Origin of the sequence: Paraburkholderia sp. SIMBA_054, from assembly GCF_046534875.1 — a bacterium.
GTDB lineage: Bacteria > Pseudomonadota > Gammaproteobacteria > Burkholderiales > Burkholderiaceae > Paraburkholderia > Paraburkholderia hospita.
Genome location: NZ_JAWRXV010000014.1, coordinates 203,972 through 223,248, shown reverse-complemented (window position 1 = coordinate 223,248; position 19,277 = coordinate 203,972). Strand labels below are relative to the sequence as shown.

General features: G+C 59.1%; 17 protein-coding genes and 1 pseudogene. 4 read left to right on the top strand and 14 right to left on the bottom strand.

Annotated features, from left to right (window positions below):
- Positions 1-38: 38 nt before the first annotated feature.
- Complete coding sequence (locus tag SB822_RS19370) at positions 39-860, bottom strand: Rieske 2Fe-2S domain-containing protein (RefSeq protein ID WP_410855438.1); 822 nt, start codon at positions 858-860, stop codon at positions 39-41.
- 194 nt (positions 861-1,054) lie between these two features.
- Between SB822_RS19370 and SB822_RS19365 the strand changes: the two genes are divergently transcribed.
- Positions 1,055-2,056, top strand: a complete 1,002-nt coding sequence (locus SB822_RS19365) for a LysR family transcriptional regulator (RefSeq protein ID WP_086917138.1) — start codon at positions 1,055-1,057, stop codon at positions 2,054-2,056.
- Between the two features lie 74 nt (positions 2,057-2,130).
- Here the strand turns inward: SB822_RS19365 and SB822_RS19360 are convergent, their stop codons facing one another.
- The 7 genes from SB822_RS19360 to SB822_RS19330 form a co-directional block, all read right to left on the bottom strand.
- On the bottom strand, positions 2,131-3,078 hold the full coding sequence (locus SB822_RS19360) for a Gfo/Idh/MocA family oxidoreductase (protein ID WP_086917137.1): 948 nt from the start codon (positions 3,076-3,078) through the stop codon (positions 2,131-2,133).
- Complete coding sequence (locus SB822_RS19355) at positions 3,075-3,917, bottom strand: class III extradiol dioxygenase subunit beta (RefSeq protein WP_410855437.1); 843 nt, start codon at positions 3,915-3,917, stop codon at positions 3,075-3,077. The genes SB822_RS19360 and SB822_RS19355 overlap by 4 nt, the downstream gene beginning before the upstream one ends.
- A complete protein-coding gene (gene ligA / locus SB822_RS19350) occupies positions 3,910-4,317 on the bottom strand; it encodes a protocatechuate 4,5-dioxygenase subunit alpha (protein ID WP_410855436.1) in 408 nt (135 codons plus the stop codon). Before ligA ends, SB822_RS19355 begins: the two co-directional genes overlap by 8 nt.
- Positions 4,317-5,225 (bottom strand): amidohydrolase family protein, encoded by a 909-nt coding sequence (locus SB822_RS19345; RefSeq protein WP_086917134.1) that lies wholly within the window; start codon positions 5,223-5,225, stop codon positions 4,317-4,319. The genes ligA and SB822_RS19345 overlap by 1 nt, the downstream gene beginning before the upstream one ends.
- Before the next feature lie 128 nt (positions 5,226-5,353).
- The gene (gene ligK / locus SB822_RS19340; RefSeq protein WP_086917133.1) at positions 5,354-6,058 is read right to left on the bottom strand and encodes a 4-carboxy-4-hydroxy-2-oxoadipate aldolase/oxaloacetate decarboxylase; all 705 of its coding nucleotides are present in this window, start codon (positions 6,056-6,058) and stop codon (positions 5,354-5,356) included.
- Positions 6,059-6,062: 4 nt separating this feature from the next.
- Positions 6,063-7,091 (bottom strand): amidohydrolase family protein, encoded by a 1,029-nt coding sequence (locus SB822_RS19335; RefSeq protein WP_410855435.1) that lies wholly within the window; start codon positions 7,089-7,091, stop codon positions 6,063-6,065.
- Entirely contained in the window at positions 7,088-8,197 is a 1,110-nt protein-coding gene (locus tag SB822_RS19330) for a 4-oxalomesaconate tautomerase (RefSeq protein WP_410855434.1), read from the bottom strand. The genes SB822_RS19335 and SB822_RS19330 overlap by 4 nt, the downstream gene beginning before the upstream one ends.
- Before the next feature lie 115 nt (positions 8,198-8,312).
- Between SB822_RS19330 and SB822_RS19325 the strand changes: the two genes are divergently transcribed.
- Positions 8,313-9,233, top strand: a complete 921-nt coding sequence (locus SB822_RS19325) for a LysR family transcriptional regulator (RefSeq protein WP_086917130.1) — start codon at positions 8,313-8,315, stop codon at positions 9,231-9,233.
- 19 nt (positions 9,234-9,252) lie between these two features.
- Positions 9,253-9,471, top strand: a pseudogene (locus tag SB822_RS19320) (HD domain-containing phosphohydrolase); the annotation flags it as partial.
- An 80-nt stretch (positions 9,472-9,551) separates the two neighbouring features.
- Here the strand turns inward: SB822_RS19320 and SB822_RS19315 are convergent.
- The gene (locus SB822_RS19315; protein ID WP_086917129.1) at positions 9,552-9,893 is read right to left on the bottom strand and encodes a cupin domain-containing protein; all 342 of its coding nucleotides are present in this window, start codon (positions 9,891-9,893) and stop codon (positions 9,552-9,554) included.
- A gap of 107 nt (positions 9,894-10,000) precedes the next feature.
- Positions 10,001-10,276 carry a DUF308 domain-containing protein gene (locus SB822_RS19310; protein ID WP_007738527.1) on the bottom strand — a complete coding sequence of 92 codons (276 nt, stop codon included), beginning with the start codon at positions 10,274-10,276 and terminating at the stop codon, positions 10,001-10,003.
- Positions 10,277-10,940: 664 nt separating this feature from the next.
- On the opposite strand from SB822_RS19310, the gene SB822_RS19305 reads away from it, so the two are divergent.
- Positions 10,941-11,558, top strand: coding sequence for a hypothetical protein (locus SB822_RS19305; RefSeq protein ID WP_133062216.1), 618 nt, complete (start codon positions 10,941-10,943; stop codon positions 11,556-11,558).
- Positions 11,559-11,694: 136 nt separating this feature from the next.
- On the opposite strand, the gene SB822_RS19300 is transcribed toward SB822_RS19305, so the two are convergent.
- The 4 genes from SB822_RS19300 to SB822_RS19285 all read right to left on the bottom strand — a co-directional run bounded on the left by SB822_RS19300 (position 11,695) and on the right by SB822_RS19285 (position 19,208).
- Entirely contained in the window at positions 11,695-12,957 is a 1,263-nt protein-coding gene (locus SB822_RS19300) for a hypothetical protein (RefSeq protein WP_007738533.1), read from the bottom strand.
- Between the two features lie 104 nt (positions 12,958-13,061).
- Positions 13,062-14,201 (bottom strand): type VI secretion system protein TssA, encoded by a 1,140-nt coding sequence (gene tssA, locus SB822_RS19295; protein ID WP_410855433.1) that lies wholly within the window; start codon positions 14,199-14,201, stop codon positions 13,062-13,064.
- Entirely contained in the window at positions 14,198-18,367 is a 4,170-nt protein-coding gene (locus SB822_RS19290; RefSeq protein WP_410855432.1) for a type VI secretion protein IcmF/TssM N-terminal domain-containing protein, read from the bottom strand. Before SB822_RS19290 ends, tssA begins: the two co-directional genes overlap by 4 nt.
- Positions 18,368-18,455: 88 nt before the next feature.
- Entirely contained in the window at positions 18,456-19,208 is a 753-nt protein-coding gene (locus tag SB822_RS19285) for a DotU family type IV/VI secretion system protein (RefSeq protein ID WP_007584422.1), read from the bottom strand.
- Positions 19,209-19,277: the final 69 nt, after the last annotated feature.

Below are 19,277 nucleotides of genomic sequence, written 5' to 3'. Positions count from 1 at the left end.
TCTCCTTTCAACAGGACTCGACACGCTGATTTTACGTATCAGTTTGTGGACGACCGGCCCTGCCTACATAGGATCTCAAATCCGCCAACCGCGCACGCATTCGGCATGACGAAATTGGTGATCCGGATGGAGGAACGGTCCGTACCGTCAATCTTGCGCGAGGTATACAACCGCACGCCAAATCGGGTGTCCTCGACAGCCAATTCGGGACGGGCCTGGTTAGAGAACACACCCCAACGCGCCTTCATGTCTTCGCTCGACAGTTCGAGCTGGTGGAGATAGGACGTATGAACGGGATCGATGTTGCCCTCGCTCGCCTGCAGCCAGTTGCAGGCGCCGAGCCAGCGAGTCGTATAGCAATGCTCAGCTCCACCCGCGAGAGCGGGGTAATTCGGGAAAAGAGGCGGCTCACCAGGTCCCATGTAGGCCCAGAATGCACCGGCCGCCTCATGAAGCGGGTACGACTTCATCCGAATCCGGTCTTTCGCGGTCGCGGACGCTTCGGCGGGCTGACTCAAGCAACGCCCGTCAACATCAAAAAGCCAGCCGTGATACGGACAACGGATTCCACCATCCTCAACGCGGCCGAGCGCAAGGTCCGTGCATCGATGCGCACATTTGCGGTCAATGAGACCAACCCGGTCTTTGTCATCGCGGAACAGTACGAGGTCTTCGCCCAGAATGCGGATAGGCTGGGGGGCGGCTCCGGGTGGCAGTGAGTCGATAAGAGCGACTGGTTGCCAGTAACGCCGCATCAACTCGCCCGCAGGTGTTCCAGCGTCAGTTTGGGTCAGATACTGATAGCGGTCGGCGCCGCGCGAGTTCGGCTTGAACACCACGGGTTGCGTGGGAGTGTTCATGGAGTCTCCTGTGATTAAATTTGCTGCGAATCGCCCTGTACACCGGCAACAGTGCGACTCGTACCCAATCCGGGGACGAACGTCGATGTAATCTCGACTAGCGCCCCCTTTGAGAGTTACTCTATGCTAATATCTTAACGTGAGAAATATTCGTTAATGCATATCTGATATGCACTCGATAAGAGTTCTGAATTATGGAAATCAAACAGCTGCAGCACTTCTCGCGTATCGCGGAGATCGGCAATCTCACACGCGCCGCCAGCGTGTTGGGCGTGACGCAAGCTGCCCTGAGCCGACAGGTGGCTCAACTGGAAGCAGAGCTAGGGACTGAGCTTTTCCGACGCAACGGTCGCGGACTTGTATTGACTGACGCAGGACGACGTCTGCTCGACCAGGTGCCGATGGTGCTTCGCCAGATTGCGATTGCCGAGCGGGCTGTGAAGGGTGCAAGCGGACCTGTTCAAGGTACGTTTGTCCTAGGACTGGCACCATCGCTCGCAAGAACCGTCGTCGTTCCACTGATTCAGGCTTTTCGTGAACAGTTACCCGAGGTAACGCTACGAACGGTAGATGGCACGTCGGCAAATCTTGCAGAACTAGTTGGTGCCGGGAAACTCGATTGCGCCATTATCTACAATCCAATTTCAAACGATTCGGTGGAATTGCGGCCCCTCGCCACCGAGAGTCTCTACCTCGTATCGGGCCCGCTGGCGGCACGTGAGGATCGTGTACCTCCACGCTCGATAGGACTCGAGAAAGTGCCGGATTTACCTTTGGTGATCGCTGGGAAGACAAACGTCGTACATGGTGTGCTAGCGGCCGCCCTTGCTGAACGGGGATTAACCGCTCAGGTGGTCCATGAGATCGAGAATCTCACGGCAATACTGGATCTGATCCGTCACGGATATGGCTATTCTGTGATTCCACTAAGCGGCGTACAACCATGCATTGGAGATCCTGAATTACGTTTGCATCGAATTGACAGTCCGCGCCTCGAGTGTGGCCTTTCGATAGCCACGCCCGCCCGCGCTGGAAACGATATGCTGATTTCGGAGAGCACGTCGCTGTTGCGAGGGGTCGTTCTCAAGGAACTCCAAAGGTATCAGGTTGAGGTGGAAAAGGCGATTGATGAGCAGTCGGACGTTCCCGCAAATGGACGGAAGGCAGGAAAATCTGGGCGCGTCACGCACCTGTAAGTCAGGTACGTCGGCGTTTCATGAATAGAGTCGAGCATCAGGAGGATGGAAACTTTCGCCCTCCTGCCTGTTGGTTAAATCAATTGACGCTCGAGTTCATCAAGTAACCGATAACAAGGCAAAACGCTTGCGACACTCGCGTTGGGTTCTCGCTTTTCCCTGATTGCAGCGATGAACTCCTGGTCTTGTGCGGCGATACCACCCAACAAAGAATCCGGGAGTTCAATTCTGGCGCCAAAACCGTCGACCAGCTCGTCGTAGCGAGCGACAAAAGTTTCCCCGTCCCCAATGTATCGGAACGTCGATCCGTATGGGCCCTGGTTGTTGAAGCTGAGGGAGAGCGTGCATAGCGCTCCGGACCTTGTCCTCAGTTGTATCGACATGTCCAGCGCAACGCCCAGTTCAGGATGAACTGGACCTCGCAGCGCGTGAGCCATCTGGACCCGTTCGCCAGTCTGGTACTCAAACAGGTCAACTGTATGCGCGGCGTGGTGCCATAAGAGATGGTCCGTCCAATTGCGCGGCTGGCCCAGCGCATTCGTGTTGTTCCGCCGCAAGAAATGCGTTTGGACGTCGAGTTGGCGCAGGACGAACGCGCCGCAATCAATCCTTTCGTGCAACCACCGGTGGCCAGGGTTAAACCGCCGTGTATGCGCGCACATCGCGACCAGCCCCGAGCCCTGCTGACTTCGCAAGACTGCCTCTGCTCCGACGAGTGAGTCGGCTAGCGGTATTTCTACCAGGACATGCCGCCCAGACTCAAGGCACTGTACGGCCTGATCCGCGTGCAGAGGGGTTGGGGTACACAGTATGATGGCATCCACCTCCCGGAGCGAGAGCATCTCCGAGAGTTCCGCACATACATGCTCAATATCATATCGAGCCGCCAGCTCCTCCACTTGTGATGTCTGCTTCCCGGCAACCGAAACAACCTTGACATCGGCGAGCATGGAAAGCGCATCAAGGTGTTGAGCGCCAATCGCGCCAGCACCGACGAGCCCAATGTGCAGTGGCTTACTCATGCGTTCTCCAGCACGAGAAGGCCGTATGCCGTGTTGGAGGCAGGTACATGATAAAAGCGATGTATGCGGCGGACCTCCGAATCGAGCGCGCCTCGCATGATTAACCACATGATGATTTCCAGCCCCTCTGATCCCGCCTCCCGCAAGAGTTCAGTGTGACTGATTTGCGAGAGTGACCCCGGATCGCTCTCCATTCTGTCGAGCCACATCTTGTCGTACTCTGCATTGATCAAACCCGCTCGTTCACCCTGCAGCTGGTGCGACATTCCTCCCGTGCCAAAGATGGCAACCTTTATGTCCGGTTCATATGCGTCGATTGCACGCCGTAACGCCTGGCCAAGCCGGTAGCATCTGAGAGCAGTAGGCTGCGGGTACTGAATCACATTGACACACAAGGGAATGATCTTGCATGGCCAACTGTGTGGCTGACCAAACATCAGCGAGAGCGGAACAGTCAACCCATGATCCACGGTCATTTCGCTGACCATGGCGATATCGAATTCCTCCTTCAACACGAGAGATTCGGCAAGATGCCACGCGAACTCGGGATCGCCCTGACAGACTGGAACCGGCCTTGGGCCATATCCCTCGTCATGTGGCGTGAACTGCTCCCCCATTCCGAGCGCAAACGTCGGAGTCATGTCCAGGGCGAACCGTGATGCATGGTCGTTATAAACCACGATCGCGACGTCGGGTTTCACCTCTTCAATCCATTCCCTTGCCGGCTGTACGCCTTCAAAAAGAGGACTCCAGTAAGGGTCTTGAAGCTTCCCGTGGTCAATCGCAGCGCCGATGGATGGCACATGAGATGTTCCAACACCACCGACTATCCTAGCCATTAAGTTGCTCCTTTACGCTCCGGTTTCCGGAAATCGGCCGACCGCCGGACACCATCATTGCGCGAAATTCCTCCACGTTCATTGGACTACCGGACATTGCGGCGCCAACATGCTGCATCGTCAAACCATCAAATATCGCCAACTTGAACGTGTAGTAGATGTTGCCGCCCAATCTAAGCATCTCCAGCCAATCGCGCGAAACCACCGCACTGCGTTGCTCAATGCTCAGATTGAAATTGGCGAGGTAAGTGTCCGGGCTTTCGCGAAAGACCTCACGATTGGCGGCCTGGTCCAGTGACTTACAAAACATGTTCAGCGCGAACCCCTGTCGACAGCGCTCACCGTCGAATACGTACGTGCCGGGGATGTCGTCGTAGTCGCGCTCACGAATCGATCGCATCAGTCTCTCCAATATAAGCGCATGGGATTGTCGACGAGTAATTTCTGCTGAAGCTCTTGGGTCGGCGCTATATGCGGGATGAAATCAACGAGAACACCATCGTCTGGCATGTGATCCTTGAGGTTGGGATGCGGCCAGTCAGTACCCCACAGCACGCGATCTGGGAACGTTTCAACAATCCGTCTCGCGAACGGCACCACGTCCCGATAGGGAAAGGCTTCTCCTTTAACAGCGCGCGGTCCGACGACACTCAGGCGCTCCGGGCAGCTCACTTTGGACCAGACGTTGTCGTGCTCGCGCATGAACCGGACAAACAGCTCAAATTCCCCCCCGTCGACGGCCTTCGTGACATCCGGGCGTCCCATGTGGTCGACTACAACGGTCGTAGGCAGCCCGCTGAAAAAGTCCCACAGCTCAGGAAGATCAACAGATTCGAAGTACACGACGATATGCCAACCCAGTTCTGCCACCCGATGCGCAATTTCCTGAAGCTCGTCTTTAGGTGTGAAATCGACAAGCCGTCGGACGAAATTGAAACGCACCCCTCGGATTCCGGCGGCATGTAGCTCGCGCAGTTCAGCATCCGTGACATTTCGGCGAACCGACGCTACGCCCCGAGCCCGGCCGCCAGAACTACGACAGGCATCCACAAGGGCTCGATTGTCCGTGCCGTGACACGTGGCCTGCACAATGATGTTGCGAGCGAAGCCAAGGTGATCACGCAACGTGAACAGTTGTTCCTTGCTGGCGTCACACGGTGTGTACTTGCGTTCCGGCGCATAGGGAAAAATGTCCCCGGGACCGAAAACATGGCAGTGTGCATCGACTGCGCCATCCGGAAGTCGGAAGACCGGTCGGGAAGGTTCCGGGCACCAGTCCAGCCAACCCAGACTCTTCTGAAATTTCATTTATGTACTCTCCGTGATACGTCCTGCAATGACCGAACGACCATCGCAGCGGCGGACGGTCTCATACAGGCGTTGCCCAAGCGGCGATGCATGAACATCGCCGAAAGAAAGAATGGAATACGAGCGCATCAGTCGTCGATGTACTTCAGGCCGGCTTTTTTCAATGACTCACGCATGTCGTACATGTCCAGACCCAATACGCCTGCAGCCAGCTTCTTCCGCTTCTCTTCTTCATTCGCCACCCGTGAGGCGGCTCGTTCGGCTGTCTCATGAGCTGCGCTCGCCGGGACTACTACAACTCCATCGTCATCTCCGATCACAACGTCGCCCGGGTTAACCAAAGCTCCTGCACAAACAATTGGGACGTTGACAGAACCGATCGTCGCCTTGATGGTGCCTTTGGCACTAACTGCCCGTGAGAACACCGGAAACTTCATCGCCGTCAGGTCGAATACATCACGGCAACCACCATCGATGACAAGACCCACGGCGCCACGCGCCCTAAAGCTTGTTGCTAGCAGATCGCCGAAAAAGCCATCGGTACAGTCCGCCGTCACCGCCGCTACCACGACGTCACCTGGACGAATCTGCTCCGCCGCAACATGCATCATCCAGTTATCGCCAGGATGCAGCAGCACCGTGACCGCCGTTCCGCAGAGGTGCGCACCGCCGTATATCGGACGCAGATAACTCTTCATCAACCCCGTTCGGCCCATGGCCTCATGCACGGTGGCCACGCCATAGCCCGAAAGACGCTGTACGGCGGATTGATCTGCGCGAACAATATTGCGTCTAACCAGGCCAATCTGCCCTGCTACGTTTTCTGCACTCATGGATTCATTTCCCTCTTCTCTTCAGCGCGGCGTCGAGTCTGGGATAAACCCGCCGTGCGTTGGTCTCGAAGATCTTCACGTGGTCATCGTGTGACAACGTTTCTGCGGCATCGATGTAGCGACGCGTATCGTCAAAATGAAAACCCGTTTCCGGATCGACTCCGCGAACGGCACCGATCATTTCACTTGCAAACAGGATGTTTTCCACTGGAATGACATCGGTGAGGAGATCAATGCCGGGCTGGTGGTAGACACACGTATCGAAAAAGATGTTATTGAGCAGATGATCCTGAAGCGGTGGCAACTTCAGCTCTTGTGCCAATCCACGGAACCTTCCCCAGTGGTACGGTACGGCGCCACCGCCGTGAGGAATCACAAATCGCAGCGTTGGGAAGTCGCGGAAGAGATTCGAAGTGAGGCACTGCATGAATGCCGTTGTGTCTGCATTCAGATAATGTGCGCCTGTGGTATGAAAGCAGGCATTACAGCTGGTCGAAACATGCACCATTGCCGGTATGTCATGTTCGACCATCTTTTCGTATAACGGGTACCAATGACGGTCCGACAGCGGCGGAGACGTCCAATGCCCTCCGGACGGATCCGGATTCAGATTGATTGCGACGAATCCATATTCCTTTACGCACCGTTCCAGTTCCGGGATACACGTCGCCGGGTCGACACCGGGCGATTGCGGGAGCATTGCTGCCCCAATGAAGTTATCCGGAAAAAGCTGCGACACGCGATAGCACAACTCATTGCAGATCGCAGCCCAAGTAGAGCTGGTCTCAAAGCTACCGATGTGATGTGCCATGAAGCTTGCGCGCGGCGAGAAGATAGTTAGATCAATGCCGCGCTCCAACATCTTCTTCAGTTGGTTGCCAGCGATAGACTCCCTCAAATCGTCGTCACTGATTCTTAGTTCACTGGCGACTGGAGTCTGTGCAGGATCCATCAAACCTGCAATCTGCTGACTTCTCCACGACTCCAACGCTTTAGGTGCGGTTGTGTAGTGTCCGTGGCAATCGATTATCATCGCGTCCCCGCTGGTTCAAATGCTTTGTCCTTGACCATCACCTCTCCACGCATGATCAGTCGTGCCGTCCTCAGTAAAGCGGCACGTCGGATGACTTGCGGGTTTTCGCTATCTACTTCCAGTTCGACACTGAACTCTCCAGACGGATGCTCGATCGATACCTGCTTGACTACGCCCGGTGGTGTAGCTGCCACGTCGTGTGCGACGCTGCCATCAAGTACACAGGCCGTGGCGACTGTGACGGCCGCGAGGACACCGATGGCGTCATGGCAAACATGAGGAATAAAACAGCGCGTTGCTAGCGCGCCGCCTGCAACAGGCGGCGATACGAGGCACATCTTTGGGTAGTTCTTGGCCCTCGTGTCACCAAGACCCATCATCTCGCCGCAGCGCAACCGAAGTGCTTCAAGCTGCGCCTTCAGCTCGGCGTCGACGTTGAGATCAGCCACAGTTTCACGTCCGGTTCGCCGCAATGCCTGTGCTTGCACGAGCACCATCGGCATTCCGTTATCGATGCAGGTAACGTCAAGTGAACTTCCATTGCCCAGATCGACGCGATCCCGCACCCGGCCGGTTGGCAGCATCGAAGCGCAAACCGACCCTGCCGTATCAAGGAAATTGATAAGCACAGGAGCCGCCGTTCCCGGTACGCCATCGATTCGTGCAGTCCCGCCGTACTCGGGGCGCCCTTCGGGCGTGTCGATGGTGATGTCGCAGGCCATACCGGTGTTCACCGTCAAAACGCGTGCGGTCGTCTTGCTTCCCTGAGGTGCGATCAGCCCGACTTCGAGAGCGAAGGGCACAACAGCAGCGAGCATGTTTCCGCAATTTGGGGTCGTATCAACCGTGTCCGCATTGGGCTGTAGCTGCGCGAAGAGGAATTCGAGGTCGATGCCGGGGCGAGAACCTCGACTGACGATGGCCACCTTGCTGGTCAACGGATGCGCGCCGCCCAGTCCATCAATCTGTCGTAGGTCCGGCGACCCGATCACGTCCAGCAGCACGCGGTCACGAGTCGCCACGTCAGCGGGTAAATCCTCCGCCCTGAAAAACGGGCCACGCGAGGTTCCGCCGCGCATAAACAGGCACGGAATGGGGCGTTGCATGTGTCTCCTGTGTGTTGGATCGTCTTCGATAAGACATTGTTTTACACTATCAGATAGTACACAATGTCATTTCGTGTATATTAGATATGTTTGAATTGCATTTCAGGGGGCGATCGTGGAACTGCGACAGCTTGAATATTTCGTCCACGTTGCCGAGTTAGGGAGCTTCACCCGGGCGGCAAATCTCCTCTCCATCGCGCAGCCGGTCTTGAGCCGACAGGTGCGAGCCCTTGAGCTGGAGTTCCGGCAAGTGCTCCTTGAACGCAACGGACGCGGAGTGACGCTCACGGAGCCCGGGCGGCGACTGCTGGAACACAGCCGGAGCATCCTTGCCCAGGTAGATCGTGTTCAATCTGATATGGAAGACGGCCGTGGCGAAGCAACGGGCAGGCTCGTGGTCGCTTTGCCTCCAAGCGTCAGCTCCGTGTTGACTGCCCCTCTCGTGCGAAGATTTCGCGAACGCTTTCCGAAAGCGACTCTGTGCATCCTGGAAGGACTATCGGCCTATTCGCTTGAATGGCTGACAATTGGACGCGCCGATTGTGCAGTGGTGTACACGAATGCAACCTCGGCGACGGTGGAGCTTTCCCCGGTCCTGAGCGAACAGCTGTATCTGGTTTCTACCGGCCCCGCTGCCCGATCTGCTGGAGACGTTCTGATAGGAGAGCCCGTCAGCCTCACGCAAGTAGCGCAGCACCAGCTTGTCATGCCGAGTCGACCCCACTCGATTCGACTGCTGCTCGAAGGTGCAATGGCTCAGGCTTCGTTGAAGCCGAACATTGCGCTAGAGATCGAAAGCATCCCCGCGATCCTCAATCTGGTGCGTGATGAGCATCTACATGCGGTGCTTTCTCTGAAGGCGGTTCAATCTGGAGGGCAGCAACAGGACTTCTATGTGCGTCCTATTGCCGATCCTCCGCTTCAAACCACGATATGGATTGCGACGTCAGCCCAACGTCCAAGCGGACCTTTGCTCGAACAGGCGATTCCGTTGCTCCGCCAGACGTTGTGTGACTTGTGGGACACGCGCCTCTGACAATTGCGGCGCGAAACCGCGCGCCGGTAAGCAGACCGGCTCGCTTGGCGGGGCTGCCGTACTGGCGTCGTATGCCTACGAACGGCTGGACGGTTCGGGGTATTTCCGCGGCGTGCGCGGCCCGGCACTGAGCTTGGAAGCGCGTGTGCTGGCGGCATCCCTGGCCTGGGTTGCCTTGCGCTCGCCGCGACCCTGGCGCGCAGCAATGACGGACGAAGCAGCCAGCTCGAATGTTCGACACGCGCGGCCGCGACGCTCAAGGCATCGTCGCTGGGCCTGATCTAGCCGCATCGCACGACGCCCCCTCGCCGGTCCACCTCAAGGAGACGGCTCGGCCAGCACGATGTCCGGTACGCCTCCCGCCTGGACCATGATGTAGACGAGCGCCTCGTCCGTTTCGTTCTTGACGTGGTGGACGACGCCCGGATCGACCGAGTAGAAATCATGCACCCGGGTGCTCTCGATACGACCGTCGATGTTCCGCTCCACGGTCAAAACGCCACGCACCACGAGAAACTGATCGCTGACATGCGTGTGGTGATGCCATTGCGTCTCACCGCCCGCTTGAATCGTCGTTTGCAGGACCGTGCAGCCGTCCTCGCGCAACAGTGTCCGATACTGCACCTTGCTATTGGCCAGCGCGATATCCTTGTCGTCCATCTTGTTCTCCCGTATGCATCGATGCCGCCTTGCTCGCCGGTCCGGCTACCGAGACACGGCGGATGTGAGCAAACCGAGTGGCAAGCGCCGCCCGGTTCCTGCTTGGTTCATGAAGTCTCGGTACGTTTGTGTCGAAATCCGCCCACCGCCCACCACCAGCCTGCGATCACGAAGTAGACGGCGCCCATCGCCTCACTGGAAACCAGCACCCCGGCCAGCGCCGATCGCGCGCCGCTCGAGAGCATGCCCCATTGCGTGCCGGAGCGCCTCCCGCGACGAACGGCATAAGCGAGCTGAAGCAATCCCGAGAACACGGCCCAGGCGCCGTAGGCACGGGGCAGCCAGCTCACCATCGCGACAGTGACAAATTGACCAACCGACATTGCACTCATCCTCCTGGCATTCGGCAAACCCTATCTGAGGGGGCCGGCTTCCGTGGGCTCGACCCAAGTCGTTGCCTTGATGGTAATCATGGTATGCGACTGAACCCGGCGGCATCGGTCAAATGACCGATGCCGCCCGAACGCCCGACCCGCACGTAGAACGAAGGGAATCTGTCTCCGTCGCGCCAGGAATTGTGTCAACCACGGGAGCCCAGTCCGTCGTAGGCCGTAACAAATCTGTCAGTACCTCTCCCTGGCAACCACGCGCCAAAGTGGGATGGTGTATCGCGGTAGGAATGCTCATTACTGAGCATCCCCAGCCCAGATCCGTACGTGCCCAATTCGGACTCGGGGACAACGTGGTTTGCTAGACCGTCGTTGTAAGAGACTTGCACTCTTTACTCCTTGCCGGTCTCCCGGCGCACTGACCGACTTGTTTCGATCTACGATTCGGGGGCGCAAGAAGTCCCATCGGCCAGACTTGCCTCGAGTTCGCCTCTTGCTTAAGCGCGGTAACTTAAGTAATGACAGCGCAAGCCGATAACAGGTACACCCGGGAAAGGAACGAGCCTGTGGAAGGTTCCTCTAGAACGCCCGGCATCGGCGTTGTCGCGTTAATTTTTCTGATATTGGGAATGTTATGCCATTTCAAGAAGTTGCGATCTTGGATGATAACGGGGGTGGAAATTTTCCATCTGAAATGAGGAAATATTTCAATAAATGCGGTCGCGCGTACTATAAGGGATCACTAAAATTTACCGACGCCAAACACCACGCCAGGCTCGTACCGATTTTCCATGAGGAATGTCTGGAGGATGACAAGCCACAGACATACGCGCTCCTCCAGAAGGTTCGGAAGGCGATGCGGCTTCCCGGCATCCCTCATCAATATAATAATATGCCGGACCACCGTGGTGAACTGGGTGCGCGCTCCATACATCAGAATGAATACGGCTATTTGCCGTACAAGAATGACGCGCCGGCTGGCCGGCACTCGATCGGCGCTCCTGTCATCTGGCACGCCGCGACGACGGTTGGCGCTCTCCCAAATAATCAGGCATCAGCTAACGCGGTTACGAGGGGGCAGTTTATGGAATACACATGCGCAGACGGTATGCACGTGAATTGCCGACTTGTCGTCGACTACCGTTTTAGTTTTGTCTATATGACCTTTGGACATTATCATGCGGATTCATTTGCATTACTTATCCGTTCCAGCACGGAGTTGAATTTTGAGGTCTTGCCCACTCTGCCAGTACTAGATGCCAGCTTCGTGCGCTAAGGGTAGTGAGCGCAAGTCGCCCAAGAAGCGTAAGCAGACAAACCGTCTGGACTGTCGAGCAACAGCCCGGGCCGTTGAGCTTCGGGTGACGGACGTTCGCGAGCGAAGGGCGCACGCCGGTTCGAATACACTCGCTCTACGCAAGCGGCGCGAGGTCGATCACACCATGCCGCTCGCCCTCGTTGATTTCCGTAATAAAGCTATGCATCGCCGCCGCATATCCGGGCCACAAGGAGTATTCGAGCGCAGCCTGCCTGGCGCGGAATTCGATGATCGCTGCCTTGTTCTGACGTCCCCCGTACATCACGGTATCCATTTTGTCGCCCAACCCTGCGAGCCCACGCAGGCGATGGCCGAGTTCCGGATTGCTATCCGCCCACAGCGCGTTGTCGTCGCCGCCCAAGGGATGCTCGGCGGCGCTCAACAGGTCCCGGCCTTCGACCATCGCCTCTAGCCAGGCCTTGCGGGTGATAGGCAATGTCACTGGCTTCGTAGACAGGTTCCCGCGGTCGGTGATCTTGCGTTCGACGACCATTCCCTCCGGTTCAACCCCGGTCGCCGGCATGTTCGGCATCCTCGACATCAGGTGCCTGCACACATATTCAACCCATTGCGCCTTGCCTTCATGCGTCCTGTAGTAGTCCCTTTCTTCTTTCGGTAGGTCCTTGAAAAGCGCGCCAAAGCTGGTGCGGGACATCAGCAGGAAAAGATACTTCACTGCCCCCACGCCTTGCTGGGTTGGCGAGTAGCCCCGCCGGAGATAGGTCATGATCATTGTCAGCAACCCGCGCATCTTCGCACTCGGCACGTGACCGGGCCAGTTCGGGTCGCGCATGTTCGTGTGATCAAGGATGATGGGCTTGAGCAAGCCTGCATATCCCCGCGCACCGCCGCCTTCGCCGCCGAATATCACGCTCGCGAAATGCGAATTCGGATCTGCGAGCAGACGCCAAAGCTTGCGCACGCGCGCCAGCCGGATGCCGCCCGTCACCTGCGTAATCGCCTCGATTGGCTTCATCCGCAAGTCCTGCTTGATATGGATAATGAAGCGGTCGTTAGGCGCACGGAAGGTGCCAATCGGGAAATCTGCCGCCGTGAGGAAGCTCTGCATGTTTCGCTTGTTGAGCATGCCAACGAAACCCGTCAGGTCGTTCATGACCTGCGTCAGCTGAATCGCCCCGGCCGCGTTCTCTTCCACTTCCTTTACTACCCACTCGATTTCTGTGCCGTCGACCGTCATTGACCAGCCCAGGCCGCCTCTCACGACGGCGGCCTTAGGGTAACTCGTGGTGTTCGCGGCAATCCACTGATCGTTGATAGCCGTACCGTGGACGGGATTGACCCCATCATTCAGCTTGTAAATGTCCCAGCCAGTCGCGAACTCGAAACCCACTGCCATGGCAGCCTCTCCACGCCGCCCGCGCTACCGCGGACGGCAACTTGTTTTCAATGAATTTGGCGCTCTCAGACAACCCGCACGGAATGTAACAACCAGTGAGCGAGTCACTCGACTTCGAGCATCGCAAAGAACCTCGACATATCGCCGTCAGTGCGTACAACTTCACGCATGAGTTCGGGCAGCGACATCTGCCCCCAAGCGACCGCGCGTCTCAACAGGAATGGCGTCGGGCTGTGCGGCTCATGTTCCGCCAGATACCGCGCCGCCAGCTCGATCAACTGATATGCATGATCGCGGCTGTCGACACTCGCAAAAGCCGGCTTGTCGCGTACCACGGCAGACTGCAGTCCAACCGGTGCATCCTGCAAAACATCACTCATCCCGTTCTCCCAGGACGGCAGTTCCGCCCTCGTATGCGCGGCGTTGTCCGGTGCATCCTGCTGCGTCGCTGGCGGCACCACGCGCACCGCCCGGTCACCTAGCAGGCTGGTTACGGCACGTGATAGCCGCATCAATACATCTGTCACGCGGCCAAGATGCGGCGCATCGTGTTGCAGCAGCGTGTCGAGGAGACGCTCGAACGCGCGCCAGTTCTGTTGCGCAATTTCGAGCTGCTGATGCAGCGTCGTCAATCCGGCAAGGTTGTTACCTTGCATGACGTGTTTGTCGAGCAGGTCTCGCGTGAGATCGGCCCCGTCTTCGTCGCTGCCTTCCATGATGACGCGTTGCCATTCGTCCAGATTCACGTGTGCGGGTTCGCGTCCTTCGATCGTGAGGAGTGGCACATGCAAGGTCAACACCAGCGCAAGCGTGTCATTGAGCCAAACGAACGGTGCGACACGCGCATCGGCGTCGCCGTCTTCGAGCGCGGGCCATGCGTTTTGCCAGTAATGTTCTGCGAGCATCGCCATCACACGCGTGCCCGCCGTAAAACCTTCGATACGTTGCTGATGTGTCCATGCTTCACACAACCAGGCGGCGAGCTGAAAATCCTTGCTGCGCGTGCAGAGTGCTTCCGTGCATAGCGCCGCGACACGCTTCCAGTCCGCCTTGATCAGCGGGCGTTCCCATTCGCCCATCGGCACGCTCGCATCGTCGTGCGTGCGTGCGTCGCGAATCTGCTGGTACAGCGGCTCATAGCGCAGCGACACACCTGCACCGTCCCCCTCGGGCACGGGCGCAAGTAACGCCTCCAGATCGATTTCGAAACCGGTAGTGACATCCATCGGATATGACTGTTTCATAACGCGGTCCAGTCCGGTGCGCGCACCGGGAAGCTGCCAGGCCACGGCAACGGTGTTTTCTTGCCTGCGGGCATCAGCGCGAGCCGCACGAATACGCGTCCGTGCGCCTGCTTTGGCAAGAGAGCGAGATTGGCGGGATTGACGGTGCCAAGCGGGAAGTCGAACTTCAGCAACTGCGCGGTGCTGTCGCCGCGCGGGCTGGTATCGGCGACACGTTGGCGATTGATGAACGAAATCAGCGCCCACGGGTCGGAGAACTGCCATGTCAGCGTGCGGCCATCGGTCGACAGCGCGCGTTGCTGCGGATCGGCAGACGCCGTCAGCGGTGAATCCTTCGCAAAACGCAGCACGAGCGAGACAGGCGTGCCGTAGTCCCAGTGCACCGTGTGTGGCGCTTCGTTCATCGAAATGCTCTGCGAGCCGACCGTCAGCGTCCAGTCGATCACCTGATTGGCTGCGATCTCCCCGCCACGGTTGGCGCGAAACTCGACATTCAGGTCGTAACCGTTGGGCGTGCCGTCGTCGGATGGATATAGCGGCGCGAGCAGCGTTTTGACCTGATCGAAATTGTCGATGAACTGGCGCAGCTTGCCGCCCGCCACGCTCGCCTGAGCAGCGTTGCCGCGCGTTGCGTGGAATGCCTCCGACACAGGCGCATACCGTTTGAGTACCTGCCCGAGTTCGCCAAAATCGGCCGAAACCGCGTCGACACGCGTGGCGACATGGATCATGCTGCTGTTGTCGAACGGTTGCCGACCCGCCACGGTTTCGTTAAACGCAGAAGCGAAATTCGCCCATCGCTGCCGCAGATCAAACACGTAAGACTCGCTGCAACGCGCAAGCAACCGGTCATAGAGCCGCGCGTGCAGGATGGCGAAGTAGTCACCGTCACCATTCGTGGAAGGCCGACCAGTGAACTTCGACATGCAGCCCGCCGGACCCGGATCCGCCGCCACGGACAGCGCGAACTGTTCGAGACGCAACAGGCTGCTATTCGGATTTTTGAGCTGGTAGCGTTCGAGATCGCGATTGATGGCCTGCCAGCGCTGCACCAGCGGAGCCGTCGCGCTGCTCGCGTCGAGCGCTGCCAGATACACGGAAGCCTGTTTGCCGAGGGACAACGCGCGCGCTGCCTGCTGGTCCAGATACGGCGCGAGCGCTGAGGCATCGGCAACCCCGAACGCCGCGAGCACGGGAGAGCGTCCGCTACGTACGCCATCGCTGCCACTATCCTGACGCGTCATGTAAAGCTCTGACTGGGTAAGCGCATTATCAACACGCTGCAAATGCGCGATCGCATCGGCCGACACGAGCATTTCAAGATCTTCGAGTTGGGCGTTCGCGCCCAGCTCCGTCAGCAATGCTTCGATGCGCGCGAGCCGCATGCGCGCGGCGTCGAAGGCGGCGCTGTCGAGATCGCCCTGCGCTGTCGTCACGGTCGCCGCGGCAGCCGTTTGGTCGAGGATCAGCCGCGCGAACTGGAGATCGAGCGCCTCCTCGATCGTGGGACGCATCGTAGCTGGCATATTGGTCATGCCTTCAGCAAGGAAGCGCTTACGCACGTCACCAAGGGCCAGCGCCTGGTCGAGTTGCGCGCGGTCCCAGACGATCGTCGAGCCGTCGGTGAGCGTCGGCAATTCGCGATTGCGTGGCGCTACCATGAACGGCTGGTTCAGCAGGCTCGACAAGCCGTCACGCATTGCGGCACGGTCGGGCGAGATGCTGTAGCGCGCATCCTTGTCGACCCAGACAATACCGCTATTCGTCCCACCGAAACGCAGCGCCAGTTCGCTCCGGAAAGCCTGGAAGCCTGTGTCGTCCCGCTGCCGGATCTGCGCCGCGAGGTCCGCGCCGAGCAGGCGGTTTTGAGCCACGCGCAGGAGTGTGCGGTCGTAGGCCGGGCCTGGCGTGAATTGCGCCTGATGAAGCCAGCTACCCTTACCCGAGGCAAGCAGATCGCGCTGGGCATCGATACCAGCCACGATCGCGCGATAACCCGCGGTAAGCCTGGTGAAGTCGTTGGCTCCCGCGTCGGAGACCGAAAGCGTGTTGAGGTTATCCGTCACCGTCCGCTCTGCGACCAGCAGGGGATTGTTCGTGAACAGTCCGCTATCGACTTGCCGTGCACCCTTATCCAGCGTGCAGCGCAGCGCCTGCTGCACGGGCCCAAGATCGATACCCGACGTGCGCGCGGCAGCCGTACCATTCTGCTCGCGATAGAAGTACGGCAGGCTCCCGGACACGCTGCCCTGCAACTCCGCACCGAGCGCGTAGCGCACCACGAGGCGCAATGCGTCGGCGTTATCAGCGGCGGGATGCTGGAGCCGCTGCAGCGCCTGCAACGCAGCGTCGAACTGGTCGACATTATTCACGTAGAGCTGCAATGCGCGTATCTGGGGAAGATCGTCCACGGCGAGGCTCGGCGCGGCGCTGGCATCGGCACGCACACCGCCAGGCGCCGCGCAGTCGTCGCCGGCAATCATCTGTCCCGTGCTCGGATCGCGCCCCACGCCCGTCAGCTGACTCACCCTTGCATACATTTCCCGCTCAAGCGCGGCGACGGCGATTTCGCCGAACTCGCGCTCGAAGCGCTCTTTCACGCGTGCATTGAGGTCATCGACGATGCTCCAGGAGCCTGGCATGAGAACCGTCCACGTGCTGTCAGTCTTCAGATGCTGGTTGAGCACGATGAGGGCGAGCGCCTTGCGCCGGTACCAGTCACCAGGCAAATCCTGCCCCTGTTGCGCAGCCGCGGCGCGCTCGCCTGCATCACGGCGCAGTGAGCCGAGCGCCGCGACGAGTTCGCCATTGCGGTGGCTTAGTTGCACGGTTGCGACCACAAGGCCGATGCCCCAGCCGCCGAGCAGCGCAATGCTGCCCCAGCGCAGTGCGCGGTTCATCACGGGGCGGGTCAGATGCTGTGAGCGCGACGGGCGCGTCAGCCCGTATTCGAGGAAGATTTTCTTCTCGAATAGATCGCGCAGGAAAGCCGGCTGCAGCATCAGGTCGTTGATCGCGCCGCCGGGTTCGTGCCGTCCGTCGCCCATGACGGCATCGGTGTGTTCAGTAGCCGCGCCGTCGGCATAGAGCATCACACTGTCGCGTTGCGACCCGGAAGCCGGGGGCAACGCCTCGAGTTGCGCGACCTCTTCGCCGCCCTGCGTCACGCTCCATTGCGCGAATTCGCTCGCGTCGCCCGTCAGGTAGATGCCACGGAAAAAGAACGGTTCATGGTACGCGCTCATGCGCAGCAGCTCGTCGACGTAGAGCTGCAGTTGCGCACGCATCGCATCGATGCGCGAAGGCAATTGCAGGAACTGCCGCGCGTCGAGGTGTGCTGAATCGAGTGCGAAGAGTTCGGCGCTGGCATCCGATACCGATCGCATCACGCTGTTCATCGCCGTGTCGACCCAGTCGGGCTGATAGGTAGTCGATAGATCGTACGGCGACGACCAGCCGAGCATGCTGGCCCGCATTGGCTCAGGCAGTGCACGCGCAAAGGTCGAAAAGCCGGGCAAGGCCTCGCAGCCGGTGATGACCACGTAGACGGCAAAGCGCATCGCGAAACGGTTCTGCGCGAGCCAGAGACGGCGATGCGCCAGCTTCGCGTGGCGCACGAGCTCAAGACGTGCGTCCGTGTTGTCGGCCAGCAGCGTTGCTGCCGGCACCGTGATCACCACGGAATCGAACGGCCGCTGCTGCCGGTAGTTGCGGCACAGGCTGAGAAACTCGTCCCATGGCTTGCCGTCGCCATCGTCATCCGGCGAGCCGAGATAGGCCGCCTTGATATCGACCACGATGCCGCGGTCGAAGAAATGCCACGAGATGCCTTGCGTGGCGGCGGGGCTCGCTGCGTCAGCACCAAGCACACTGGCCACGCCCGCCTGGGCGATAGGCAACGGGCGCGGATCGTCCCCTTCGTTGAGGATCATGATCCACGGAATGTTGTACCGCTCCGCACGCGAAGCGATGTTGCCTTCGATCAGCTCGACCGCCTGGCGAAACGCACTGCGCAGCGAGTCCGAACGCAGGCGCACGATCTTGCGCTCGGTTTGTGGCTTCGCGTGCGAACCGTGGATTGCGAAATACAGCACGGCGCCCAGCACGACGCATACGACGAGCGTGAGTAGCGCGATCGAAAGCAGAAACAGATTACTCGTCAGCATGGGCGCACTCCCGCAAGCGTCAGGCATCCGCGTGACTGCATCGAAGCTACAGAGTCAGGCCCGAAAGCTGGCACAAAACAGCGAACATTCATGAACTTCTCCCCGTCACCGGGTCGGCATGCAACGCGTCCCGTACGGGCCACGACTGCCACAGCCACAGCATTTCGGAAATGGCCAGCAGCGACACTGCGGCGAGCATCAGAATCACGGTCCAGCGGCTTACTGTGGGCAGCTTGCGCGGCGCGACGTGCGACACCGTGTTCCCATAAGCAGCCTCGGAAAGCACGCGCTCGCGTCCGCCCAGGTCGGGGCGGCGCTGATAAACGAACTCGTAGAGTTCCTCGCGGTAGCTGCGCAGGCGCGCCGCCGCGTCGGTGTCGCGAAAGCGTCCCTGGAAGCCCATCGCCAGCGCGAACAGATAGAGCCGCGCGAGGTTGCGGTCGGATGGTTCGCGGTCCGACAGCAGTTGCTCGATGCGACGAAAGATCTGATCGCCTGCGATGTTGGTACGGAAGAGCGTCGATTCAAGCAGATAGCCCGTCCAGCGATCACGCCCGGCCCACTGCGAATTCAGCAGGATTTCGTCGGCCAGGACCGCCTTCAGATAGCGGGCGTCGGCGATCGTCTCCATCTCGAAGCGCGTACTGTCACGCCGCGACTGTAGCGTCTGGATTTCGAGCAGATCGAGCAGATGACGACTCATGCTCCGCGCGGCGAGGTCCGGGTCGGCATCCGGCAACTCGGAAAATCGCGTCTGCGCCCTGACGAGCTCATCGAGAAACGTGCGGAACTGCTCCGTCACGAGATCGTCTTCATCGGGTTCGGGTCGGTTTCGTGCCATGCTCAGGTTGCCTTGATCGTTGCCTTTGTGTTCGCGCACGTGGTCGCGTTCGCGACTGCCATCGTTGCG

Excerpts from the sequence above, each read along its gene's own strand:
- SB822_RS19315 (WP_086917129.1), bottom strand. The coding sequence starts at position 9,893 with ATGGACGACAAGGATATCGCGCTGGCCAATAGCAAGGTGCAGTATCGG.
- tssA (WP_410855433.1), bottom strand. The coding sequence starts at position 14,201 with ATGAAACAGTCATATCCGATGGATGTCACTACCGGTTTCGAAATCGAT.
- SB822_RS19365 (WP_086917138.1), top strand. The coding sequence starts at position 1,055 with ATGGAAATCAAACAGCTGCAGCACTTCTCGCGTATCGCGGAGATCGGC.
- SB822_RS19330 (WP_410855434.1), bottom strand. The coding sequence starts at position 8,197 with ATGCAACGCCCCATTCCGTGCCTGTTTATGCGCGGCGGAACCTCGCGT.
- SB822_RS19360 (WP_086917137.1), bottom strand. The coding sequence starts at position 3,078 with ATGAGTAAGCCACTGCACATTGGGCTCGTCGGTGCTGGCGCGATTGGC.
- SB822_RS19300 (WP_007738533.1), bottom strand. The coding sequence starts at position 12,957 with ATGGCAGTGGGTTTCGAGTTCGCGACTGGCTGGGACATTTACAAGCTG.
- SB822_RS19335 (WP_410855435.1), bottom strand. The coding sequence starts at position 7,091 with ATGATAATCGATTGCCACGGACACTACACAACCGCACCTAAAGCGTTG.
- SB822_RS19290 (WP_410855432.1), bottom strand. The coding sequence starts at position 18,367 with ATGCTGACGAGTAATCTGTTTCTGCTTTCGATCGCGCTACTCACGCTC.
- SB822_RS19355 (WP_410855437.1), bottom strand. The coding sequence starts at position 3,917 with ATGGCTAGGATAGTCGGTGGTGTTGGAACATCTCATGTGCCATCCATC.
- SB822_RS19310 (WP_007738527.1), bottom strand. The coding sequence starts at position 10,276 with ATGTCGGTTGGTCAATTTGTCACTGTCGCGATGGTGAGCTGGCTGCCC.
- SB822_RS19370 (WP_410855438.1), bottom strand. The coding sequence starts at position 860 with ATGAACACTCCCACGCAACCCGTGGTGTTCAAGCCGAACTCGCGCGGC.
- ligA (WP_410855436.1), bottom strand. The coding sequence starts at position 4,317 with ATGCGATCGATTCGTGAGCGCGACTACGACGACATCCCCGGCACGTAC.
- SB822_RS19345 (WP_086917134.1), bottom strand. The coding sequence starts at position 5,225 with ATGAAATTTCAGAAGAGTCTGGGTTGGCTGGACTGGTGCCCGGAACCT.
- SB822_RS19285 (WP_007584422.1), bottom strand. The coding sequence starts at position 19,208 with ATGGCACGAAACCGACCCGAACCCGATGAAGACGATCTCGTGACGGAG.
- ligK (WP_086917133.1), bottom strand. The coding sequence starts at position 6,058 with ATGAGTGCAGAAAACGTAGCAGGGCAGATTGGCCTGGTTAGACGCAAT.